The sequence below is a fragment of the Melioribacteraceae bacterium genome, from assembly GCA_030584085.1.
GTDB lineage: Bacteria > Bacteroidota > Ignavibacteria > Ignavibacteriales > Melioribacteraceae > SURF-28.
On the sequence record CP129490.1, the window covers coordinates 2,531,028 to 2,553,203 of the forward strand.

General features: G+C 34.2%; 17 protein-coding genes. 16 read left to right on the plus strand and 1 reads right to left on the minus strand.

The window, feature by feature from the left end; translation table 11 throughout:
* Positions 1-116: 116 nt before the first annotated feature.
* A complete protein-coding gene (locus QY331_11615; protein ID WKZ68596.1) occupies positions 117-812 on the minus strand; it encodes a metal-dependent transcriptional regulator in 696 nt (231 codons plus the stop codon).
* Positions 813-957: 145 nt separating this feature from the next.
* Here QY331_11615 and QY331_11620 point away from each other — a divergent pair, with 145 nt between their 5' ends.
* From QY331_11620 to recG, 16 genes are all read left to right on the plus strand, one after another.
* On the plus strand, positions 958-2,064 hold the full coding sequence (locus QY331_11620) for an Mrp/NBP35 family ATP-binding protein (GenBank protein ID WKZ68597.1): 1,107 nt from the start codon (positions 958-960) through the stop codon (positions 2,062-2,064).
* Between the two features lie 11 nt (positions 2,065-2,075).
* On the plus strand, positions 2,076-2,312 hold the full coding sequence (locus QY331_11625; protein WKZ68598.1) for a NifU family protein: 237 nt from the start codon (positions 2,076-2,078) through the stop codon (positions 2,310-2,312).
* 15 nt (positions 2,313-2,327) lie between these two features.
* The gene (tpiA, locus tag QY331_11630) at positions 2,328-3,080 is read left to right on the plus strand and encodes a triose-phosphate isomerase (protein WKZ68599.1); all 753 of its coding nucleotides are present in this window, start codon (positions 2,328-2,330) and stop codon (positions 3,078-3,080) included.
* A 127-nt stretch (positions 3,081-3,207) separates the two neighbouring features.
* Positions 3,208-5,769: a glycoside hydrolase family 2 TIM barrel-domain containing protein gene (locus tag QY331_11635; protein ID WKZ68600.1), complete on the plus strand. Its 2,562-nt coding sequence runs from the start codon at positions 3,208-3,210 to the stop codon at positions 5,767-5,769.
* Between the two features lie 9 nt (positions 5,770-5,778).
* Complete coding sequence (gene smc / locus QY331_11640; protein WKZ68601.1) at positions 5,779-9,369, plus strand: chromosome segregation protein SMC; 3,591 nt, start codon at positions 5,779-5,781, stop codon at positions 9,367-9,369.
* Positions 9,370-9,371: 2 nt separating this feature from the next.
* Positions 9,372-10,094 (plus strand): MtnX-like HAD-IB family phosphatase, encoded by a 723-nt coding sequence (locus QY331_11645; protein ID WKZ68602.1) that lies wholly within the window; start codon positions 9,372-9,374, stop codon positions 10,092-10,094.
* A gap of 3 nt (positions 10,095-10,097) precedes the next feature.
* Entirely contained in the window at positions 10,098-10,700 is a 603-nt protein-coding gene (locus tag QY331_11650; GenBank protein WKZ68603.1) for an isoprenylcysteine carboxylmethyltransferase family protein, read from the plus strand.
* The gene (gene lpxB, locus QY331_11655) at positions 10,693-11,829 is read left to right on the plus strand and encodes a lipid-A-disaccharide synthase (protein ID WKZ68604.1); all 1,137 of its coding nucleotides are present in this window, start codon (positions 10,693-10,695) and stop codon (positions 11,827-11,829) included. The genes QY331_11650 and lpxB overlap by 8 nt, the downstream gene beginning before the upstream one ends.
* Positions 11,819-12,490 (plus strand): lysophospholipid acyltransferase family protein, encoded by a 672-nt coding sequence (locus tag QY331_11660; protein WKZ68605.1) that lies wholly within the window; start codon positions 11,819-11,821, stop codon positions 12,488-12,490. Before lpxB ends, QY331_11660 begins: the two co-directional genes overlap by 11 nt.
* On the plus strand, positions 12,471-13,538 hold the full coding sequence (lpxK, locus tag QY331_11665; protein WKZ68606.1) for a tetraacyldisaccharide 4'-kinase: 1,068 nt from the start codon (positions 12,471-12,473) through the stop codon (positions 13,536-13,538). Before QY331_11660 ends, lpxK begins: the two co-directional genes overlap by 20 nt.
* An 11-nt stretch (positions 13,539-13,549) precedes the next feature.
* Positions 13,550-16,324, plus strand: coding sequence for a pyruvate, phosphate dikinase (gene ppdK, locus QY331_11670; GenBank protein WKZ68607.1), 2,775 nt, complete (start codon positions 13,550-13,552; stop codon positions 16,322-16,324).
* A gap of 71 nt (positions 16,325-16,395) precedes the next feature.
* Entirely contained in the window at positions 16,396-17,433 is a 1,038-nt protein-coding gene (gene queA, locus QY331_11675; protein WKZ68608.1) for a tRNA preQ1(34) S-adenosylmethionine ribosyltransferase-isomerase QueA, read from the plus strand.
* Positions 17,433-18,119, plus strand: coding sequence for a 2-C-methyl-D-erythritol 4-phosphate cytidylyltransferase (gene ispD / locus QY331_11680; GenBank protein ID WKZ68609.1), 687 nt, complete (start codon positions 17,433-17,435; stop codon positions 18,117-18,119). Before queA ends, ispD begins: the two co-directional genes overlap by 1 nt.
* A 61-nt stretch (positions 18,120-18,180) precedes the next feature.
* Positions 18,181-18,852 carry a glycerol-3-phosphate 1-O-acyltransferase PlsY gene (gene plsY, locus QY331_11685; protein ID WKZ68610.1) on the plus strand — a complete coding sequence of 224 codons (672 nt, stop codon included), beginning with the start codon at positions 18,181-18,183 and terminating at the stop codon, positions 18,850-18,852.
* Positions 18,852-19,850 carry an NAD(P)H-dependent glycerol-3-phosphate dehydrogenase gene (locus tag QY331_11690; protein WKZ68611.1) on the plus strand — a complete coding sequence of 333 codons (999 nt, stop codon included), beginning with the start codon at positions 18,852-18,854 and terminating at the stop codon, positions 19,848-19,850. The genes plsY and QY331_11690 overlap by 1 nt, the downstream gene beginning before the upstream one ends.
* 62 nt (positions 19,851-19,912) lie before the next feature.
* Positions 19,913-22,090: an ATP-dependent DNA helicase RecG gene (gene recG / locus QY331_11695; protein WKZ68612.1), complete on the plus strand. Its 2,178-nt coding sequence runs from the start codon at positions 19,913-19,915 to the stop codon at positions 22,088-22,090.
* Positions 22,091-22,176: the final 86 nt, after the last annotated feature.

Genomic DNA, 22,176 nt, shown 5'->3' on the forward strand with positions numbered 1-22,176 from the left:
TTGAATTCTGCTTGCTCTTTTTAAAGTAATGGATTAATCCTTTCCCAGGATAAAACAGAATAACGATCACTGAGAGAATTAATAAACCCAGAAAAATTAAATAGCTCGGTTCCATTTCATTTTACCTTTACTAAAAAAACATTTGATGCTGCGAATTCACTTAATGAATGTCGCTCGGAATCAACTTGTATTATTACAGAATTATCGAACGATAATTTCTCAACTATCTCGATTTCTTTGGATAAACTGATTCCAATTTTTGTTAAGTACTTGATTAAATCATTATTCTTATCGTTTACTCTTCCAACTTTATATTTCTTTCCTACCGATGCTTTTGCTAGTTCAACAACTTCGGGTGCACTTGGCAGTAAGCCATTTTTCTGTGGAATCGGGTCACCATGTGGATCAAATTTTGGGAATCCAAGATACTCATCAATTTTATCAATCAGATGATCTGATGTAGAGTGTTCTAAATTTTCAGCCTCATCATGAACCTCGCTCCAAGACAATCCAAGAACCTGAATTAAAAACAATTCCCACAATCGATGCCTTCGAATAACTTTAAGTGCAATTTTTTTACCCTCACCTGTTAATTCCATTCCTTTATACTTTGCATAATTTATCAATCCTTCATCTGATAATTTTCTTGCCATATCACTAATTGCTGCATTTGAAATCTCCAGATTCTCAGCTAATGCTGATGTTGTCGCGCCGGAGCCATCTTCCTTGCTTTTGTTATAAACTGCTTTTAAATAATTTTCTTTTGATATTGTCGGCATAATTTTAGTAAATTTTATTCTAAAGTTAAGCATACTTAAATTTATTTTCAAGCCGGCAATAAAATAATTATTTACTTTAATTTGTTCGAATTAATTATCAGAGAATACGTTTGTCTTAGAAAGTGATTTTGGATTTTGTTAATTTAGTGGTTCATATTTTTGATGAAAGGAGTATAACATGACCGATTTAATGAAAGGTGACGTTTTAGATGCCTTAAGTAAGGTGATCGATCCGGAAGAAAAGAAAGATTTAGTTAGTGCAGGTAAAATAAAAGACATATCAATTGATAAAAATAATGTAAAAGTTTTATTAACTATCTCTTCCCCAGCTCATCATGTGAAGAATAAATTAGAATCATCTATCAACGAATCACTCACAAAAAATATAAATGATATTGGCAATATCACGGTTGAATTTCAATCTTCACCACAAATGAATATTTCACAACCTCAAAAAGAAAAAATTCTAGAGAATGTTAAATACACAATCGCTGTTGCAAGCGGTAAAGGTGGAGTTGGTAAAAGTACAGTCGCCGTTAACTTGGCGGTAGCTCTCGGTAAAATGGGTTACAAGGTAGGTTTACTTGATGCCGATATTTATGGACCCAGTATTCCCTTAATGCTGGGGATAAATGAAAAACCCAAAATTTACCAGGACACAAAAACAGCAAAAATGCTTCCGTTGGAAAATTATGGCATTAAAGTTATGTCAATTGGTTTTTTACTTGATGATAATGCGCCTGTTATTTGGCGTGGACCGATGGCAAGCGGTGCGGTTAAGCAATTTATGAGTGATGTAATGTGGGATGAATTAGATTATTTAATTTTTGATTTACCTCCGGGAACCGGTGATATTCAATTAACTCTTGTGCAGACCATTCCTCTCTCCGGTTCGGTAATTGTTACTACACCTCAGGAGGTATCACTGATTGACGCACGTAAAGGGCTAAAAATGTTTGAACGGGTCAATGTGCCGGTGTTTGGAATAATTGAGAATATGAGCTATTTTATTGCACCGGATACCGGTACTAAATATGATATATTTGGAACCGGTGGTGGACAAAAATTTGCTGAAGATTTTAATGTAAACTTTCTCGGTGGTATCCCAATTGATCCGAGAATTAGAGAGGGCGGAGACAAAGGGAAACCTATTGTTTACGATACACCTGATTCCGAAAATGCAAAATCAATTCTTTCAATAGCAGAAAATTTAGTTAAAGAAGCAGAGAAATCAGGATTAAAGGGCAAGCCCGAGATAGAAATATTATTGGGCAATGATAATTAAAGGAGTACATTATGGACAAAGCTCTTCACGATAGAGTTCAAAATGCATTAGAGACTATTCGTCCGTATCTGAAAGCGGATGGCGGAGATGTTGAGCTCGTAAAAATAACAGAAGAGGGAATTGTAGAAGTTAAACTAACCGGTGCATGCACCAACTGCCCAATGTCTTCAATGACATTAAGAGCAGGTGTTGAACGGGCACTAATACGCGAAGTACCGGGAATTAGAAGAGTTGAAGCAGTAAGCTAAATCAAGAGGAATTTTATGCGGAAAAGAATTGTAGCAGGAAATTGGAAAATGTTTAATAATCTTTCGGAGACTATTGAATTAATTTCAGCGATTAAGAATGAGATGAGTAAATCAGAAACTCAGACAGAGGTAATCGTATGTCCCCCATTTACTTCTTTAGAAACAGCTACCACTCTTTTAAAAGGAAGTAAAATTAAACTAGGTGCACAAAACATGCACTATGAAGAAAACGGTGCATTTACAGGAGAAGTATCTGCAAGTATGCTAAAAAGTGTCGGTTGCAAATTTGTAATTTTGGGTCATTCTGAAAGACGAACAATTTTTGGCGAGACTGACGAAGTTATTAATCTAAAAATTAAGAAAGCGATTGCTTCCGGACTAAAACCAATATTCTGTGTTGGGGAAACTTTGGAAGAACGCGAGAATGGACTAACTGAGAAAGTAGTCGAAACTCAGATTAAAAACGGCTTAAAAGGAATTCCGGAATCGGATCTATCTGAATTAATTGTTGCTTATGAACCGGTTTGGGCAATTGGTACCGGAAAAACCGCCAGTCCTGAACAAGCTCAAGAAGTACATAAATTCATCAGAAATTTAATAAAGTCACAATTTTCATCTAATTTGGCAGAAAATATTGTAATTCAATACGGCGGGAGCGTAAAACCCGAAAATGCGGCCGAATTATTTAGCCAGCAAGATATTGATGGCGGATTAATCGGCGGAGCTTCATTAAAAGCAAGCTCTTTTATGGCGATTGTCAATGCTTAATAAAAAATGGGTTTATGCTTCATAAACCCATTTTTTCATTCTCTGCACTCGCTTTATTTGATTGCTAACCCCTCCTTTTTTTTGTATATTTGATGTCTTTATTAACTTCTATTCAATCAATTTGAAAATGGCCAATATTCGACATTTTTTATTCATTTTTGCTCTCCATTTATTTACAATTTCGATTTTTTCTCAAATAACAATTAAAGAACTTCCACCTTATAATTTAGCCGAAGTTGACTCACTTTTTTTTGATATTAACCAGACTAGATCGATAATTGACTTAAAAAACGATTGGCAAGTTTATACCCCGTCATCGCCCGATAAAAAGGTGAAAGTATCTGTTCCTTCAACATTTGCCGGAAGCGAATCACTAGTTTATGAAAGAGGTTTTTTCATTTCTAAAGACCAAGCTGCAAATAAAAATTTAAGTGTTCGATTCCTTGGAATTACTTACACTGCCGATGTTTTGCTTAATGATCTCGTAATTTATAAACATCCCGGTGGCATTCAGCCATTTTCTATTATTCTTCCACCCGACATTCTTAAATCCGATTCTCAAAATAAATTGTCGGTGAAAGTTCAATACGAACTTGATGATAAAAACACTATTCCCATTGAACAAAGATTTCTGTACCCAAGTACACGCGGTGGAATTATTGGGGATGTGTATTTATATGAAACAAACAAATTGTTTATCAGTAAATTAAAAATCGAGAAATCGCTTTCTCAAAATTTATCTTCAGCCACCATAAAAATTTTAGCTTCGGTACAAAACAATCTGCAAACAGGAAACGATCTTGCGCATGAAGAGAAAAATTACAAATTGAAGTTTACCCTAACCGGTTCAACCAATTCTCAAACATTTGTTGCAGATGTAAACGGAATAAAAGTTAATGAATCTCGTGAAGTAAACACGGATTTAACTCTTGCAACTATTGATCTTTGGTCACCTTCAGATCCAAGAGTTTATAAACTTGATGTCGAATTATCGTTAAATGATTCTGTAATTGATAAATCGGTTAAAACGTTTTCACTTTTTGACCTTTCTCCGGAGGAAAATAAACTTCATCTGAACAATCAAGATTTTCAAATTAAAGGAACAACATACTTTTACTTTGAATCCGAAACCGGTGGTTTGGCAAGTTTTGAGAAGTTAAAAAAAGATTTAGAATTAATTAAAGCAACAGGTTTTAATACGATAAGATTTGCAAAAGTACTTCCTCCAACTTATGCATTACATTTATGCGAATCGCTTGGTTTAACCGCATTAGTCGAAGTACCAATTAATTCAATCCCGGCTCAAATTTTACTTGATGATGATTTTTCTAACAGAGTTACGAATCATCTCAATTTAATGATCGATCAGTATTCGGATTATTCATCTGTAATCGGTTTTGGACTTGGCGGTGGATTTTTAGGGAGCAATGAAGATGAAATAAATTTCTTACGAGCTCAAGCCCAACTGCTTGATGAAAAAACTGATAAGCTTGTGTATGCTTCATTTATTATTCTACCTAAATCAAAAATTGCATCACTTGATTTAGCAGGTATTGAATTATTCGGTGAAACAGAATTACCTAAACCAGAATTAATAACAGATCATGATTTTTCAGTCTTTATTTCAGAAGTTACATATCCCTCATTCATTGGAAACTCTAACGGTTACCTCAATAAAAATTCATACGAAGCTGCTGCAAAATATTTCAGTGATATAATTGATTTCAGTTTTGAAAATAAAATAAACGGTTTCATCCTAAATTCATTTTATGATTTTAGTGGTGATTATAAATCGCTTTACGCCGGATATAATGAACAAAATATTTACAAACTTGGTTTGTTAGCTAACCCGGAATCAACAGACAGAATTTCCTACAATGTTGTTAAATCAAAACTGACCAACGGTGAAAAGATTACAATTCCTATAGGCACAGAAAAAGATGATTCGCCAATTCTATTTGTGATTATTGGTTTAGTACTTTCAATATTCATGGCATTGCTAATAAATTCAAAAAGAAAATTTAGAGAAGATGCCGGACGTGCTTTAATTAGACCATATAATTTTTATGCGGATATCAGAGATCACAGATTACTTTCCGGGTTTCAGACAATATTGTTAATGTTTATTCTGGCTGGTTCATTTGCTTTGCTTATTATTAATCTACTGCACTTTTTAAGAACAAATATTCATCTCGAAAAACTGTTACTTTCGTTTGGATCGCCATCACTAATTGACATGGTTATTTATTTAGCATGGTTTCCATTTGAAGGATTTTTTATACTATTCTTCATTTCAATTGCTGTTTTTATTTTATTTTCTTTAGTTATTAAAATGTTCTCGTTCTCTCTTAAAACTAAAGTATATTTTTCGAGCATTTATTACACGGTTATTTGGGCTTTTCTCCCCTTATCACTTTTACTACCATTGGAATTAGTTCTGTATAGAGTGTTAATAGCAAATGTTATAAATCCATATGTATATATTTTTATCACTTTGTTTTTACTTTGGCTCGGTCAGCGTTTATTAAAGGGTATTCATGTTATTTTTGATGTTCGATCATCGACAGTTCATTTTTATAGTATTATTTTAATAATTGTTGTCATTGGTGGAATTCTATTATACTTTCAACTTACCAACTCCTCACTTTACCATATTATTAGAGCAGTAAGTGAATATAAATTTCTTTAAGAGGTAGATTTGTATTTATCCAAAATGGAAATATTTGGTTTTAAGTCGTTCGCTAATAAGACCCCGATTAACCTTACAAAAGGAATTACGGGAATTGTTGGTCCGAACGGATGTGGCAAAACTAATATTGTTGATGCTCTTCGCTGGTGTTTGGGTGAACAAAAATCTAGCACTCTCAGAAGTGATAAGATGGAAAACGTCATCTTCAATGGTACACGAAATAAAAAACCGATGGGAATGGCGGAAGTTTCACTTACACTTGTTAATGACAAAGGAATTCTTCCGACAGAATATTCCGAAGTGACTATCACCCGCAGAATTTTCCGATCGGGTGAAAGCGAATATTTATTAAACAAAAATATTTGCCGACTAAAAGATATCACAAATCTTTTTATGGATACCGGTATGGGTACAAACGCTTACTCGGTAATCGAATTAAAAATGATTGAGACTATCTTAAGCAATAAAGCAGAAGAACGAAGAAGAATGTTCGAAGAAGCTGCCGGGGTTAATAAATATAAATTAAGAAGAAGACTTGCACTTAAAAAATTAGATGAAGTTAAAGCTGACTTAACCCGTGTAAATGATATTGTTTCGGAAGTGGATAAAACTGTTCGTTCATTAGAACGTCAAGCAAAAAGAGCGGATAAGTATAATCAAATACAATCCGTTTTACGAGAAAAGGAACTGGATTTAGCTGAACGTGAATGGGCTTTATTTACAAGAAATAAAAATAATGCTCAAGATAAAATTGCATCTCTAAATGAACGTAAATCGATTGTTGATAGCGATATTCGAAGAATTGAAACTGAATTAATTAAGTTCAGAACTCAAATTGAAGAAATTGAGAAACGTCTCAGAGACAAACGATATCAGATACGTCAGCAGAATGATAAGATTCACGAATCTCAAAAAATCATTTCGGTTTCTGAAGAAAGATTAAATTCTTTCGAAAATAATTTACTTAGATATCATGAAGAACTTGAAGATTTTCAACAGCAAAAAGAATATGCACTTATACAAATTGACGAAAGTCAAAATAAATTAGTCCAACTTGTTGAAGAAATCGAAAAGAAAACATCAGAGCTTGTTGGATTTGACTATGAAATCAAATCGCGCAAAGAGATACTTGAAAGTAAAAGAAAAGTTTTTAAGGAGAAAAGTGAAACAGTTCTTAATAAATTCCGTGATTTATCCTCAAAGGAAAATCAATTAAACAATTTTCAAGAATCACGTCAAAGAGTAGATCAATCGATTCAAAAACTCAACGAAAAAATTCAAACAATCACAAATAATATTGCAAAGACTGTTGGATTTCTTGAAGAGTTGCAAAATGAAAAAGAGAATGTAGATAGAAAATTAAAAGCTTCAGAAAAAGAATATGCTGAGAAACAATCTCAAAAAGAATCTCTCGAAAAAGAATTAGGTAAGCTTCGTTCCGATGAAGCCGAAATAAAATCATCCATTCATGTTCTGCGTGATAAAATTGATTTTATAAATACATTGATAACTAATCTTGAGGGTGTTTCTCAAGGTTCTAAATTGTTGTTAGAAAGCGAAGGTTGGACAGATAACGAAAAACAAATATTTGCCGATGTTGGAACGACCGAAGAAGAATTCAAGTATGCCCTTGAAGCAGCGCTGAAACCTGTACTTAATAACTTATTGATACAAAGCACTACTGAACTTAAAAATGCAGTAGAATATTTAAAGAAAAATGATCTCGGTAAAGCTTCCTTTTTTGTATTAGAAACTACTGCATATCGCCGAAATGGTATAATTGGAAAGATTAATAAATTTTTAATTAATAGAAAAAGAAATAAAATTTCAAAAGAGCTCGGCTTTGTTGATTGGGCATTCAATCCGGTAAAATCCGATGAAAAATGGAAACCATATTTTAACAAGGTACTCTCAAATTATGTTATTGTCCGCGACCTTGCAACGGCTGTCAGTCTGAGTAAAAAATATAATGATTTTGGTTTTGCCACGTTAGAAGGTGATTTAGTTGAAAAAGATGGTATCATAAGTGCCGGCTCACTCCCGAAAATGGATGATTCAATCTTTGGCAGAAAACAAATGCTTGAGCAACTAAAAGCTGAGTTCCCAAAGTTGGAGAATCGGCTTAAATCCATTCAAATAAAAATTGAAGAGAAAGAAAAAGAAATCTCCCTAATCAATTTGAAATCACTCTCCGAAAAAGGGAAACTTTTACTCAATGATATATCCAATATCGAAAAGCAGATTGCTCAGTTAGAATTTGAAAACAAAAAAGCATCTGAAGAAATTGATAAGTCCCAAGATGAAATTCAAGAACTTGTCGGCAGATCAAATCAACTTGATAATCAAATTGAAAATTTGAACAATCAGATTTCAGCAAGTCGTGAAGAGAAAAAAGCAGAAGATTTAGAATTGCAAAATATAGAAGCGGAAGTTGCTGATCTTGACCATGAATATCGTTCAACACTCGATCGTCAAAACAGTCTTAAAATTGATCTTGAAAGATTACGAGGTCAGAAATCCAGCGCCGAGAATACTCTTAAATCAGCCGAAGAAAGCAAAATATTAACTGAAACCAATATTGCAAAAAGAGAAAAGGATATTACCACAACTTCTGATGATATTGAATTAATAAAAGAGAGCATTTCTGAAAAGAGAATCGAACTTGCAGAAATTGAAAAAATAAGAGAAGAGTTAATATCAGAAGAACGGGGAATAGAATCTGAACTTCAATCCGTAAGATCAGAATCCGTGGGATTTGAAAATCAACTATCCGAACTGAGAAAAGAGCGAGAATCAATTTCAGATTCAGTTCACGAATCTGATCTACAAGTAAGTGAAATTAAATTAAGAATGGAAAACTTGCTTCAAGATATTCAAGAAGACTATGCACTCGATATAGAACTAAAGGAATTTGAAGATCTTGATTCGTTTGACTTCAAGGAAAGACGTTCGGAAGTTCATGAATTAAAAGAAAAAATTAAAGGTCTCGGTCCAATCAACCTTCTGGCATATTCGGAATATGAGGAAGAAAAAGAAAGACTCGATTTTCTATTAAAACAACGTGACGATTTAGTGGATTCTGAAAAAGATCTGATAAGTTCCATCAAAGAGATAAATCAAACTGCTCAAGAACTTTTTCAAAGCACATTTGATCAAATCAAAACTTCATTTCAAAAAATATTCAGAACACTGTTTGACCCTGGTGATGAGGCCGATTTGATTATGGAAGATAATGTTGATCCGCTCGAAGCCAAAATTGAAATTATAGCTAAACCAAAAGGTAAACGTCCAACTTCAATTGAACTTCTTTCCGGAGGAGAGAAAACTCTAACTGCTACTGCCCTTTTATTTGCTATTTATCTCGTCAAACCTTCACCGTTCTGTGTGTTGGATGAAGTGGACGCACCGCTTGACGATGCAAACATTGATCGCTTTACAAGATTAATTAAGGAGTTCAGCCATAATACTCAGTTTATTATTGTAACTCATAATAAGCGTACGATGGAGTCGGCTGAGAATATGTATGGTGTCACTATGCAAGAGGAAGGAATTTCCAAATTAGTAGGTGTTCAGTTTCAAGAGGATTTACCGGTAAATTAATAGTGGTTGAAGAAAAAGCTTTTAAAATATTTGTTGATTTCGATGGCACGATAACACAAAAAGATATCGGCGAAGAAATGTTTTTAAGATTTGGTGATGCCGACAAAGCTAATCGAATTATTGAGAAATGGATCAAAAAAGAAATTACATCTGTGGATACTTGGACACAACTTTGCGCAACTGTAAAAAATTTTAATCCGGTTGACTTTGATTCTTTTCTAAATGAAATCGATATCGACCCAACATTTAAAATATTTATAGAATATTGCAAACTCAACAATTTTGAATTATTCATTTTAAGCGATGGATTGGATTATTACATTAACAGAGTTTTGGAACGAGAGAATTTATCACATTTAAAAGCTTACACGAACAAATTACTTTTCGAAGACGATAAACTTGTTCCGGTATTTCCTTATACAGATGAAGAATGTAAACAATGTGCAAATTGTAAAAGAAATCACATAATTAATAATAGCTCTGATGAAGATTATACAGTGTTTATTGGTGACGGATATTCGGACGCTTGTCCCGTTCAGTATTGTGATTTTGTTTTCGCAAAAAAATCTTTACTAAAGTTTTGTGAGACAAATAGGATATCATTCTGGCCATATAAAAATTTTGAAGATGTAATTAAACAATTAGACCAATTAAAAAGTAAGAAAAGATTAAGACACAGGCATCAAGCAGAATTAAAAAGAAAAACAGTATATCAGCAAGGATAAAAAATGAGTCAGCTGGCGTCAAAAGTTTTTAAGTACAGAAGTTATACACCTATTCCCTTTTTGATATTGATGGTAGCGTTCCAAGAAGCAACTCCCTTAACAATGCTCGTAGGATTTGCAATTATTCTTTTAGGTGAGTTTATAAGGATATCCGGTGTAAGTTATGCTGGTAGCGAAACACGAACTACTGGTACTGTCGGTGGAACATTTCTTGTTGTTTCCGGTGGTTTTGCCTATGTAAGAAATCCGTTGTACTTAGGAAATATATTGATTTATTTCGGCGTTGGGATTATGTCATGGGCACTGTTCCCCTATCTTCAAATTGTTGCTCTTGTATTTTTCTTTATTCAATACAAATTGATCATTGATGAAGAAGAAAATTACTTAGTTAAGACTTACGGCAAACAATATGAAAATTATAAAGCAAACGTTCCTAAATTAATACCAAGATTGACACCATATAAAAATCCTGGTATTGAACAACCGAAGAAAAATATAAATGCAGCATTACGATCAGAGCGAAGAACATTGCAAGCGATTTCATTTGTTGTTCTTCTCATTGTAGTAATTTATTTGATAAATAATTGGTCAACAATTTTTGAATAAGAAATTAATGATAATTGCCGGTGAAGTATCGGGTGATATGCACGGGGCTGTATTAATAAGCGAGATAAAAAAACTGGATCCCGAAGTTTCCGTAGTTGGAATCGGCGGTAATTTGATGCAAATAAGCGGAATGGAATTATTATATCACATAAAAGATATGTCTTTTCTTGGATTTACTGAAGTGATTAAGCATATCCCTTTTATTAAACGAGTTCAGAAAAATTTGTTGTCACATATAAAGCAAAATAATATTAAAGAAGTTGTGTTAATTGACTATCCGGGATTTAATTTGAACCTAGCTCCAAAAATTAAAAAGTTAGGCGCTAAAGTTTATTATTATATATCACCCCAAATTTGGGCTTGGGGACAAGGAAGAGTAAAAAAAATTAGAAAATATATTGATAAGATGATCGTACTCTTCCCTTTTGAAAAAGATTTTTATCAAAACGCTAATGTTGTGGTTGATTATGTCGGACATCCATTGATTGACAGGATTTCGGAATACAATTTTCTATCGAAACAAGAACTTTACAGTAAGCTAAATTTAGATCTTTCTAAAGAAATTCTACTTGTAATGCCGGGAAGTAGAAAACAAGAAATTGAGAGAATATTCCCGGAAGTGATTACCGGTGCAAAAAGTATTGCTGCCAAATATAATATGCATATTATTGTTGCTTGTTCAGAAAATATTGAAGAGGATTTATTAAAAGAGATTGCCGGCAATATTGAGTTTACCATAAGCCATGGTAATAACTATGATTTACTCGCTAATTCAAAATTTGGAATTATTAAATCCGGAACCTCAACTCTAGAAACCGGATTAATGGAATTGCCCAGCATTGTAGTGTATAAAACAGCCGGTTTAACTTATCGCATAGGGAAAGCACTGGCTAAGATTAATAATATTGCAATGGCAAATATTATTCTTGGGAAAACAGTTTTACCAGAATTAATTCAAGATGATGTAAACGAGAGAAAAGTATTTTTAGAAGCTGACAAAATATTAAGTGATATAAAATTATATCAAAAGATCAAAGATGAATTATCACTTATAAAAGAGAAGTTGGGAAGTCCCGGAGCATCAAAACGTGCGGCAGAAATAATAGTTGCCGGTTATAATGAGACTTAAAGAAATCAAAAAAAGAGTTCTCAGCCTTTTAGGTCTTACTGTTCTTAATTTTATTGCAAATCTGGTTACTAAGACGTATCGCATTAAAATATTTAATGAAACGGCGATTTTAAAAGTACTCAATAATAACGAGCAATTTATTTCAGCTTTTTGGCATGGTCGAATGCTTATCCCTTGGTATGTTCAACGCAAATACAAAATTGCCGCTTTGGTAAGTAGAAGCAAAGACGGTGATATCCTGACAAAGCTTTTGAACAATTGGAATTATAATGTTGTTAGAGGATCAAGTCATATCGGAGGTAAAGAAGCACTTAAGATAATGGAAGATAAAATTGATGAAGGATTTTCGTTTGCTATTACGCCTGATGGACCAACCGGTCCTCAATTCAAGATGAAACCGGGTGCAGTCGTATTAGCTCATAGAAAATCAATTCCTCTTGTTTTAATTGGAACTGCTTCTAAAAAGCATTACGTCTTTAATAGTTGGGATAAGTTTCAAGTTCCAAAAGCATTTAGTAAAGTAACAGTTATTTATTCCGATCCGATTTATGTAAACGAAAAAAGTACACGAGAAGAGATTTCTAAATTAATTCAAGACTGTGAATTGGAATTAAATAAACTTCAGGAAGAAGCCGAGCAAATTGTTAACACCAACAATTAAAATACTGCTTTCACCATTTGTATTTATCTATGCAAGTGTTATTAAGCTTAGAAACATGTTCTTTGACAAAGGAATATTTAGAAGTCATCAAGTAAATGCAAAAATTATTTCTGTGGGAAATTTAGTTCTTGGTGGTGCCGGTAAGACACCTACCGTAATTTATATCACAAATAAATTAAAAGAACTTAAAAAGAAACCGGCAATCCTTAGTCGCGGTTATAAGAGAACAACAAGAGGATATCAATTGATATCCGATGGCAAGGAATTCTTTAAATCAGTTATTGAAAGTGGCGATGAGATATATTTTGCGGCACAAGAATGTAAAGTTCCCGCTGCAGTTGCCGAAAAACGAGTTGAAGGTGCACAGCGATTAATCAATAAATTTGATCTTGATTGTGTTGTATTAGATGATGCTTTTCAACATAGATGGATTGCACGTGATCTTAACTTACTCGTCTTTGATCAAAAATTTTTAAGAGTTGCCGGTAGATCAGATCAAGAACTTTTACCGGTTGGCAGCATGAGAGAACCATTCTCTTCTGCCAGACGAGCAGATGCAATAATAATAAACAGAAAATTTTCTGATAAGGAAGATATTCCGGAGAATATCCTTCGCTATTTTGAAAGCAAAAAAATATTTCATGCTTTTTATAAAGCTACCGGTTTTTATGATGTAAAGGACCACAAATTTTATGAAATTGAAGAATTCCATGGTCAAAAAAGTTTAGTGGTATGTGGAATTGCAAGACCGCATTCATTTTTAAATGTTCTTAAGCATAATAAAATTGATTTAACGAACAGAATTACTTTTGGAGATCATAAATCTTATAGCCTAAAGGAAATACAAGCAATTAGAAAAATGTTCTACGATACTAATTCTTATTCTGTCATCACAACTCAAAAAGATGCTGTAAAGCTTAATGCCTATAGCAAAGAATTTGATGACATTGATATATACTACCTCAAGATTGAAATGGTGATTGAGGAAGATGAAGAAATGAGCAACTTGCTTAAACATATATTCGAAAAAAATAATCTATTAATGTAAGGAGGTCTTTAATGGCTGCAAAAAAGACACCTAAGTATGTCTACTTCTTCGGAGGAAAGCGTGCTGAAGGTAAAGCTGATATGAAAAACTTACTTGGCGGTAAAGGTGCAAACCTTGCTGAAATGGTAAACATTGGTTTACCTGTTCCTGCGGGGTTCACAATTACAACCGAAGTTTGTACTTATTATTACGATAATAAGAAGAAGTACCCAAAAGAATTAAAGGATCAAGTATTAAAAGCAATATCCAAAATTGAAAAAGAAATGGGAGCAGTTTTTGGTGATACAACAAACCCATTGCTTCTTTCCGTTCGTTCAGGAGCTCGTGCATCAATGCCCGGAATGATGGACACTATACTTAATCTTGGTCTTAACGACGTGACAGTTGAAGCGTTAAGCAAAAAAACTAACAATCCTCGTTTTGCATATGATTCATACAGAAGATTTGTTCAAATGTATGGTGATGTCGTTCTAGGATTACGACCTGAAGATAAACACGATCATGATCCGTTTGAAGTAATTCTTGAACGCAAGAAAAAACAAGCCGGTGTTGAAAAAGATAATGAACTTTCAACCGAGCAATTAAAAGAATTAATTGCTGAATACAAAGCTGCAATCAAAGAGAAGAAAGGATTTGATTTCCCATCTGATCCAATGGAACAACTTTGGGGTGCAGTTGGTGCAGTCTTTGCATCATGGCAGAATGAAAGAGCTATTGTTTACAGAAAACTTAACAACATTCCGGCTGAATGGGGAACTGCAGTAAACGTACAATCAATGGTATTTGGAAATATGGGTGAAGATTCCGGTACTGGTGTTGCATTTACTCGTGATCCTGCTTCAGGCGAAAATAAATTCTATGGCGAATATTTGTTCAACGCTCAAGGTGAAGACGTAGTTGCGGGTGTTAGAACTCCCGAGCCAATTGAAAATCTTAAGAAAGATGATCCAAAAGTTTACAAACAATTAGATGGCTTCAGATTAAAGTTAGAAAAACATTACAAAGATATGTTGGATATAGAATTTACAATTCAACAAGGTAAACTCTGGATGCTACAATGCCGTGTCGGTAAAAGAACAGGTTTTGCTGCTATTAAAATTGCAGTTGATATGGTTCGACAAAAACTTATTACCAAAGAACAAGCATTGATGAGAATTGAACCAAATCAATTAAATCAATTACTCAGACCAATCTTTGATTTAAAGGAAAAACAATCAGCAATTGATTCAGGCCTTCTATTGGCTAAAGGTTTAAATGCCGGTCCTGGTGCTGCATCAGGTAAAATTGCATTCTCAGCTCATGATGCCGAAGTAATGGCTGCTAAGGGTGATAAAGTTATTCTCGTTCGTATCGAAACTTCTCCGGAAGATATTAAAGGTATGAATGCTTCAGATGGTATTCTTACAGCTCGTGGCGGTATGACTTCACATGCTGCTCTAGTTGCCCGACAAATGGGTAAGGTTTGTGTCGCTGGTTGTGGTACTCTTAATATTGATTATAAAGCCGGTGTTATGAAAGTTGAAGGATCAGAGCATGTTCTTAGAGAAGGCGATTACATTTCAATTGACGGAACAACTGGTGAAGTAATCAAGGGTGAATTGACAACCAAACCTTCGGAAGTTATCCAGGTTCTCATTACTAAAGAAATGGATCCTAAAAAATCCGATGTTTATAAAACTTACGCAGACCTAATGAAATGGGCTGATCAAGTAAGAACTATGAATGTAAGAACTAATGCCGATCAACCGGATCAATCAGCAAATGCAATTGCTTTTGGTGCTGAAGGTATCGGTCTTTGCAGAACCGAACACATGTTCTTCGGTGAAAATAGAATTCTTGCAGTTCGTGAAATGATACTCTCTAATAGTGAACAAGGCAGAAAGAAAGCAATAAATAAACTGCTCCCTTATCAACGAGCTGACTTTGAAGGAATATTCAGAGTGATGAAAGGTCGTCCCGTTACGGTAAGAACATTAGATCCACCTCTTCATGAATTCTTACCTCATCAAGAAAAAGAAATTCAAGAAACTGCTGATGCATTAGGTGTTTCAGCTAAAGCTGTTAAAGAGAAAATTGAATCTCTTCATGAATTTAATCCAATGCTAGGGTTCAGAGGTTGCCGCTTAGGTATCAGTTTCCCGGAAATTACAGAAATGCAAGCTAGAGCAATATTTGAAGCTGCGGTTAATGTTGCAAAAGAAGGTATTAAGGTAAATCCTGAAATAATGATTCCATTGGTTGGTCATGTAAATGAATTAAAACTTCAAGAAGCAATTGTAAGAAAAGTTGCAAAAGAAGTTTTTGCAGAAAAAGGTAAAAAAGTAAATTACCTTGTCGGTACAATGATCGAGTTACCAAGAGCGGCTGTAACCGCAGATCAAATTGCAGAAGTTGCTGAGTTCTTCAGTTTTGGAACAAATGATTTAACTCAAACTACTTTTGGTTTATCTCGTGATGATTCCGGAAAATTCTTGCCAAAATATGTTGAGCAAGATATACTTCCAAAGGATCCATTTGAAAGTATAGACCAAGAAGGTGTTGGTGCACTCGTTAAAATGGGAACCGATAAAGGAAGAGAAACCAGAGCAGATCTGAAAGTAGGTATTTGCGGCGAACATGGTGGTGAACCGGATTCTGTTGAATTCTGTCATCGTGTTGGAATGAATTATGTCAGTTGCTCTCCTTTCAGAGTTCCGATTGCTCGTTTAGCTGCAGCAAGAGCTACTCTAAAAGATAAATCAGTTGTTAAAAAATCATCAAAGAAAAAAGTATCCAAAAAGAAATAATAAGTGAGCGGGAGGATTATTTCCCCCCGCTCATATACATTAATAAAAAGATCATCAGAGAAGGAGAATAAATGAAGCTATCAGATTTTAAGTATAATCTGCCTAAAACTGCAATCGCAAAATATCCCGAGAAAAAAAGGGATAAGGCAAAACTGATGGTTCTCAATAGGAAAACCCAAGAGATTGAGCATAAAACGTTCGCCGACGTTGTTGACTATATGTCCAAAGGTGATGTGTTGGTTGTCAATGAAACCAAAGTTATGCAAGCTCGTCTTTACGGAAAAAAAGAACGTACCAATGCAAAGATTGAAGTCTTTGTATTGCGCGAATTAAACAAAGAAGAAAATATCTGGGATGTGATTGTTGATCCGGCTAGGAAAGTACGAATTGGCAATAGAATCTACTTCAATGATAATTTATGGTGCGAAGTAATCGACAACACAACCTCAAGAGGCAGAACGGTTAGATTTAATGATGATGCCGGTGATATTTTCAAAGCAATAGATAAAATTGGTCAAACGCCTCTTCCTCCATATATTAAAAGAGATGTTGAACCTAAAGATCGTGAAAATTATCAAACCATCTTTGCTCAGGAAGACGGTTCTGTTGCAGCACCAACGGCCGGACTACATTTTACTCCCGAACTAATTAAGAAGATTAAGAAAAAAGGTATAAAGGTTGTACCTGTTATTCTTCACATTGGTTTAGGCACATTTAGACCTGTTGAAGTTGAAGACTTGACTAAACATAAAATGGATTCTGAATATTTTGAAATTCCCGATGATACGGCTGCTGAAATTAATAAAGCACTTGAAGGAAAGAAAAATATTTTTGTTGTTGGTACAAGCACAACTCGTGCATTAGAGAGTAGTGTTACTGCAGAAGGTTTCTCTAAACCAAACTTCGGTTGGACCGATAAGTTTATCTTCCCTCAATATGACTTTAAGATCACAAAAAAATTGATTACAAATTTCCATCAACCCGAATCAACATTATTGATGCTTTCAGCGGCATTTGGCGGTTATGATTTTGTGATGAAAAGTTATAAAAAGGCATTGAAAGAGGGTTATAGATTTCTCAGTTATGGCGATGCAATGTTGATAATCTAATGAGTAAAGTATTCGTCATAATACCAGCTGGTGGAACCGGTAAACGAATTGGCGGTGAAATTCCGAAGCAGTACATGAAATTTCATGAACGTGAACTTATCGCGTACACTTTGGAAGTTTTTCAGTTTAATACAAAAATTGATCATATAATCGTTTCCGCTCAACCTGAGTATTTTGACTTGCTTGAGCAAGTTAAAGCTAAGAATGGTTTCTGGAAGATTTTGAAAATTGTTGAGGGGGGCAGTGAGCGACAATATTCCGTCTATAATGCTCTCCTTTCAATTAATGCAGAAGAAGATGATTTAGTTCTAGTTCACGATGCTGCCAGACCTTTATTATCGCAAAATATTCTCGATGATATAATTGAGACTGCAAAGTTAAAGGGAAATGCTGTTGCTGCAATTAAAGCAAAAGACACTTTAGTTAACGGGACAGATGTAATCGTAAATTATATTAATCGAGGAAAAATTAACTATATTCAAACTCCTCAGGCTTTCAAATATTCTGTACTTTTGAGAGCAATGCAAAAAGCTGCTGAGGAATCATTTGTTGGGACTGACGAATCAATGTTAGTCACAAGACTTGGAGAGTCCGTTAATCTGGTTGAGGGCTCCAGTTTAAACTTTAAAATTACTACTGAATCTGATGTAGAATTATTTCATCTTATTACATCTAGAAACGGATAATTTTTTCAATTGAAAATTGGATTACATTTACATAACTTTATCCTAATTATAGAGGAAACAAATGCTTAATCTACTTATTATTGTCATACTTTCTTACTTAGTCGGGTCTATCCCTACTGGTATTTTAATTACTAAGGCAGTAAAAGGTATTGATATTCGTCAACACGGCAGTGGTAATGCCGGTGGTACGAATGTTTTTAGAATATTGGGGTGGAAGTATGGAGTATTAACAATTTTATTAGATGCATTAAAGGGCGCAGTTGCCGTTATTCTTATTGCAAGATTGTATTTAGGAGATTTTCCATTCCCTAATGCAACTCCTTTTGATGATTTCACTCTTGTACAAATTTTCGCTGGTTTATTTGCCGTCATCGGTCATATTTGGACAATTTTTGCTAGCTTCAAAGGCGGGAAAGGTATTGCTACTTCATTAGGTTTCTTAATTGCAATCATAACTATAGATATGCTTTTAGCACTTGCAGTCTTCTTTGTCGTTGTTACAATTTCAAGATATGTTTCACTTGGTTCAATTTTGGCTGCTATCTCGGTTCCGTTAATTCTTATTGTACGAGAAAATATCTTCCATGTTGATATTCAAGGATATCACACTATACTACCATTCGCAATTTTTATTGCTTTACTTGTGATCTATACTCATCGTGCAAATTTAGGAAGATTATTAAAAGGTAATGAAAATAGAATATCACTTTCAAAAAAGAAAAATTCTAAATAATGCGAATATCAGTAATCGGTGCCGGTGGTTGGGGCACTGCACTTTCAATTATACTTCAAAATAACGGGCATGATGTAACGTTATGGGAATACAAACGTTCCTATGCCAAATCTTTGAGCAAATCCAGAGTTAATAAAGTCTATCTACCAGGAATTAAGCTTCCAAAAGAAATAAAAATAACTCATGACTTGGATGAAGCAGTTGAAGGAATGCATATGATTGTTCTCGCAATTCCTTCACAGTATTTGCGAGGGGTTCTGCAAAAACTAAAGAAAGTTGATTTTACTGATACAATTTTAGTAAGTGTTGCTAAGGGAATTGAAACCGAGACTTTATTTACTGTTTCGTTAATAATTAAAGATGTTATCAAGAATATTTCTGATAGTAATATCGGTGTTCTTTCAGGTCCAAGTCATGCAGAAGAAGTTGCAAAAAAAATACCGACCGCAGTGGTTGCTGCTTCAAAAAGTTTTGAAACCGCTGAACAAATACAAGCCGCATTCATGACTTCGTATTTCAGAGTTTATTCTTCAACTGATATAATTGGTGTCGAATTAGGTGGTGCTTTAAAAAATGTAATTGCAATCGGAGCCGGGATAATTGACGGAGCAAAATTTGGTGATAATACCAAAGCCGCAATCATGACACGTGGTGTAGCTGAAATTTCCAGATTAGGCATTGAATTGGGTGCAAGACCGGAAACTTTCTCCGGATTGTCCGGAATGGGTGATGTTATTGTTACTTGTATGAGTAAGCACAGCAGAAACCGCTACGTAGGCGAGCAGATCGGTAAAGGTATTAAGTTAAAAGATGTTTTAAAATCGATGAACATGGTTGCCGAAGGTGTTGTAACTGCAAAATCAGCAAGAGAACTTGCTCTTCAAGCAAAAGTAGAAACTCCCATAATAGATGCTGTTTATAAAACTTTGTATGAAAATCGCGATCCACAAAAAATGACTTTTGAGTTAATGAACCGCGATATGAAATCTGAACATTAAGATTCCTTCCAAATCTCTTTCAAATCAACTATATTTTAGTTCGATTAATAACTTTTCTCTAAATGAATAAAGATCTTTCTACATCGGTTCAGTATATTAAATCAGTCGGACCAAAGCGCGCTGAAGCTTTCAGTAAAATCGGAATACGAACCGTTGAAGATCTGCTCTATTACTTCCCTACCAAGCATCTCGATCGCACGACAATATTGAATACGGCTAAAGTTGCACAAATTGTTTTAAATGGTTTTGATGGTGAACTTACCGTGATTGGCAAAGTTGTTGACACCGAGTTGATACGATACGGAAAGAAACAGATATTCAAAGTACAGATGAAAGATAAAGCCGGACATTTTGAATGTGTTTGGTTTCAAGGTATTAAGTATTTTAAAGAAGTCTTTAAAGAAAACGATATCTATGCAGTTTCATCAAAACCTGTAGTAACAAGATATGGAAACTTGCAATTCACACATCCAGATTTTGATAAGATAACAGAAACAGAATCAAATGAATTTTTGAACACCGGCAAAATTATTCCCTTTTACAGAGTTTCTAAAGAACTTAAATCAACGAATATTGGTGATATAAGTTTAAGAAGAATAATTTCAAGTGTTGTGGAGGATTATTCTGACTTAGTTACAGAATCACTCCCGAAAACTATCCTCACATCTCAAAAATTATTAAATAAAAATGAAGCCATTAAAAATTTTCATCTACCACAAAGCAAAGAGAAACTAGAAGAGGCAATTCAAAGATTCAAATATGAGGAGTTGTTTTATCTCGAATGTATTGCTGCTTTGAGAAGAATCAAGAGAAAACATAAACAAAACGGAATCAAGTTCAGTATTCACGCTGAACCAATTAAAAAGTTTATTGACAAGCTCCCATTTAAGTTAACAGATGCTCAACTTGAAGTGCTGCATGAAATTAGACAGGATATGGAGAAAGCAGAACCCATGAATAGATTGCTGCAAGGCGATGTTGGAAGCGGTAAAACAATAGTGGCATTGATAGCCATGTTAATAGCAGCAAGTAATGGTTACCAGGCAGTACTTATGGCTCCAACCGAAATTTTAGCTGATCAACACTTTAAAAATATTCATAAGTTGCTTGAACAAAATGATTTTAATGTGGCTTTGTTAATTGGCGGACAAAATGCAAAAACACGTAAAACAATATTGAACGGTATCCAAGAAAATAAAATAAACTTAATTGTTGGTACCCATGCTTTGATTGAAGAAAATGTAATTATTCCAAAAATGGGATTGGTAGTAATCGATGAACAACATCGTTTCGGTGTTGCACAGAGATCCAAATTGATTGACAAGAATATTTCACCCGATGTAATTGTGATGACGGCCACACCAATTCCTCGAACAATATCAATGACTGTTTATGGTGATTTGGATGTCTCAATAATTGATGAACTACCAAAGAATAGGAAAAAAATAAAAACCGTTCTGCGTAGTGAAAATAATTTAGAAGATATATTTCGATTTATCAAAGAACAAGTTCGTAACGGCGAGCAAGCTTTTATTATTTATCCACTTGTAGAGGAATCCGAAAAATTAGATCTAAAAGATGTAACAACTCAATACGAACATTTTGCAGGTACTTACTTAAGCGATATTAAAGTCAAAATGATCCACGGACGTATGAATTGGCAAGAAAAAGAAGAAATAATGGAGAAATTTGCCAATAAAGAATTTGATGTTCTATTTTCGACAACTGTTATTGAAGTAGGAATTGATATTCCGAATGCGACAATTGTCGTAATTAACGAAGCTTTTCGCTTTGGCTTATCCCAGTTACACCAATTACGAGGTCGTGTTGGTAGAAGTGACAAACAATCTTACTGTATTTTAGTCACACGAGACGAACACCTAAGCAAAATTAAATCGAAAAATATTTCTCTAGAGTTTCTTTCCTCCTCCGAGTTGGAAAAATACAAGTCACAAATACGATTAAAAGCTATGGTTGAAAATAATGATGGGTTCAAACTGTCTGAAATTGATTTTAAACTCCGCGGACCCGGGAATATCTTCGGAACAGAGCAAAGTGGATTTCCTCAATTAAAGTACGCTGATATAATTAATGATACAGAACTTTTAATTTGTGCAAGAGAAGATGCTTTTAATCTAATCAACTCAGATCCATCGTTGGTAAGAGAAGAAAACTCAATCATTAAATCCGAGTTAAGACAAAAATATTTTTCTTCTTTCAAGTTTTCACACATCGCATAGAATATTTTTAAAAAAAGTTTTAAAAAATATTTTTTCACAAAGTATTGCATATCATTATTAAACTTTTATATTGCAACTAACTTTTT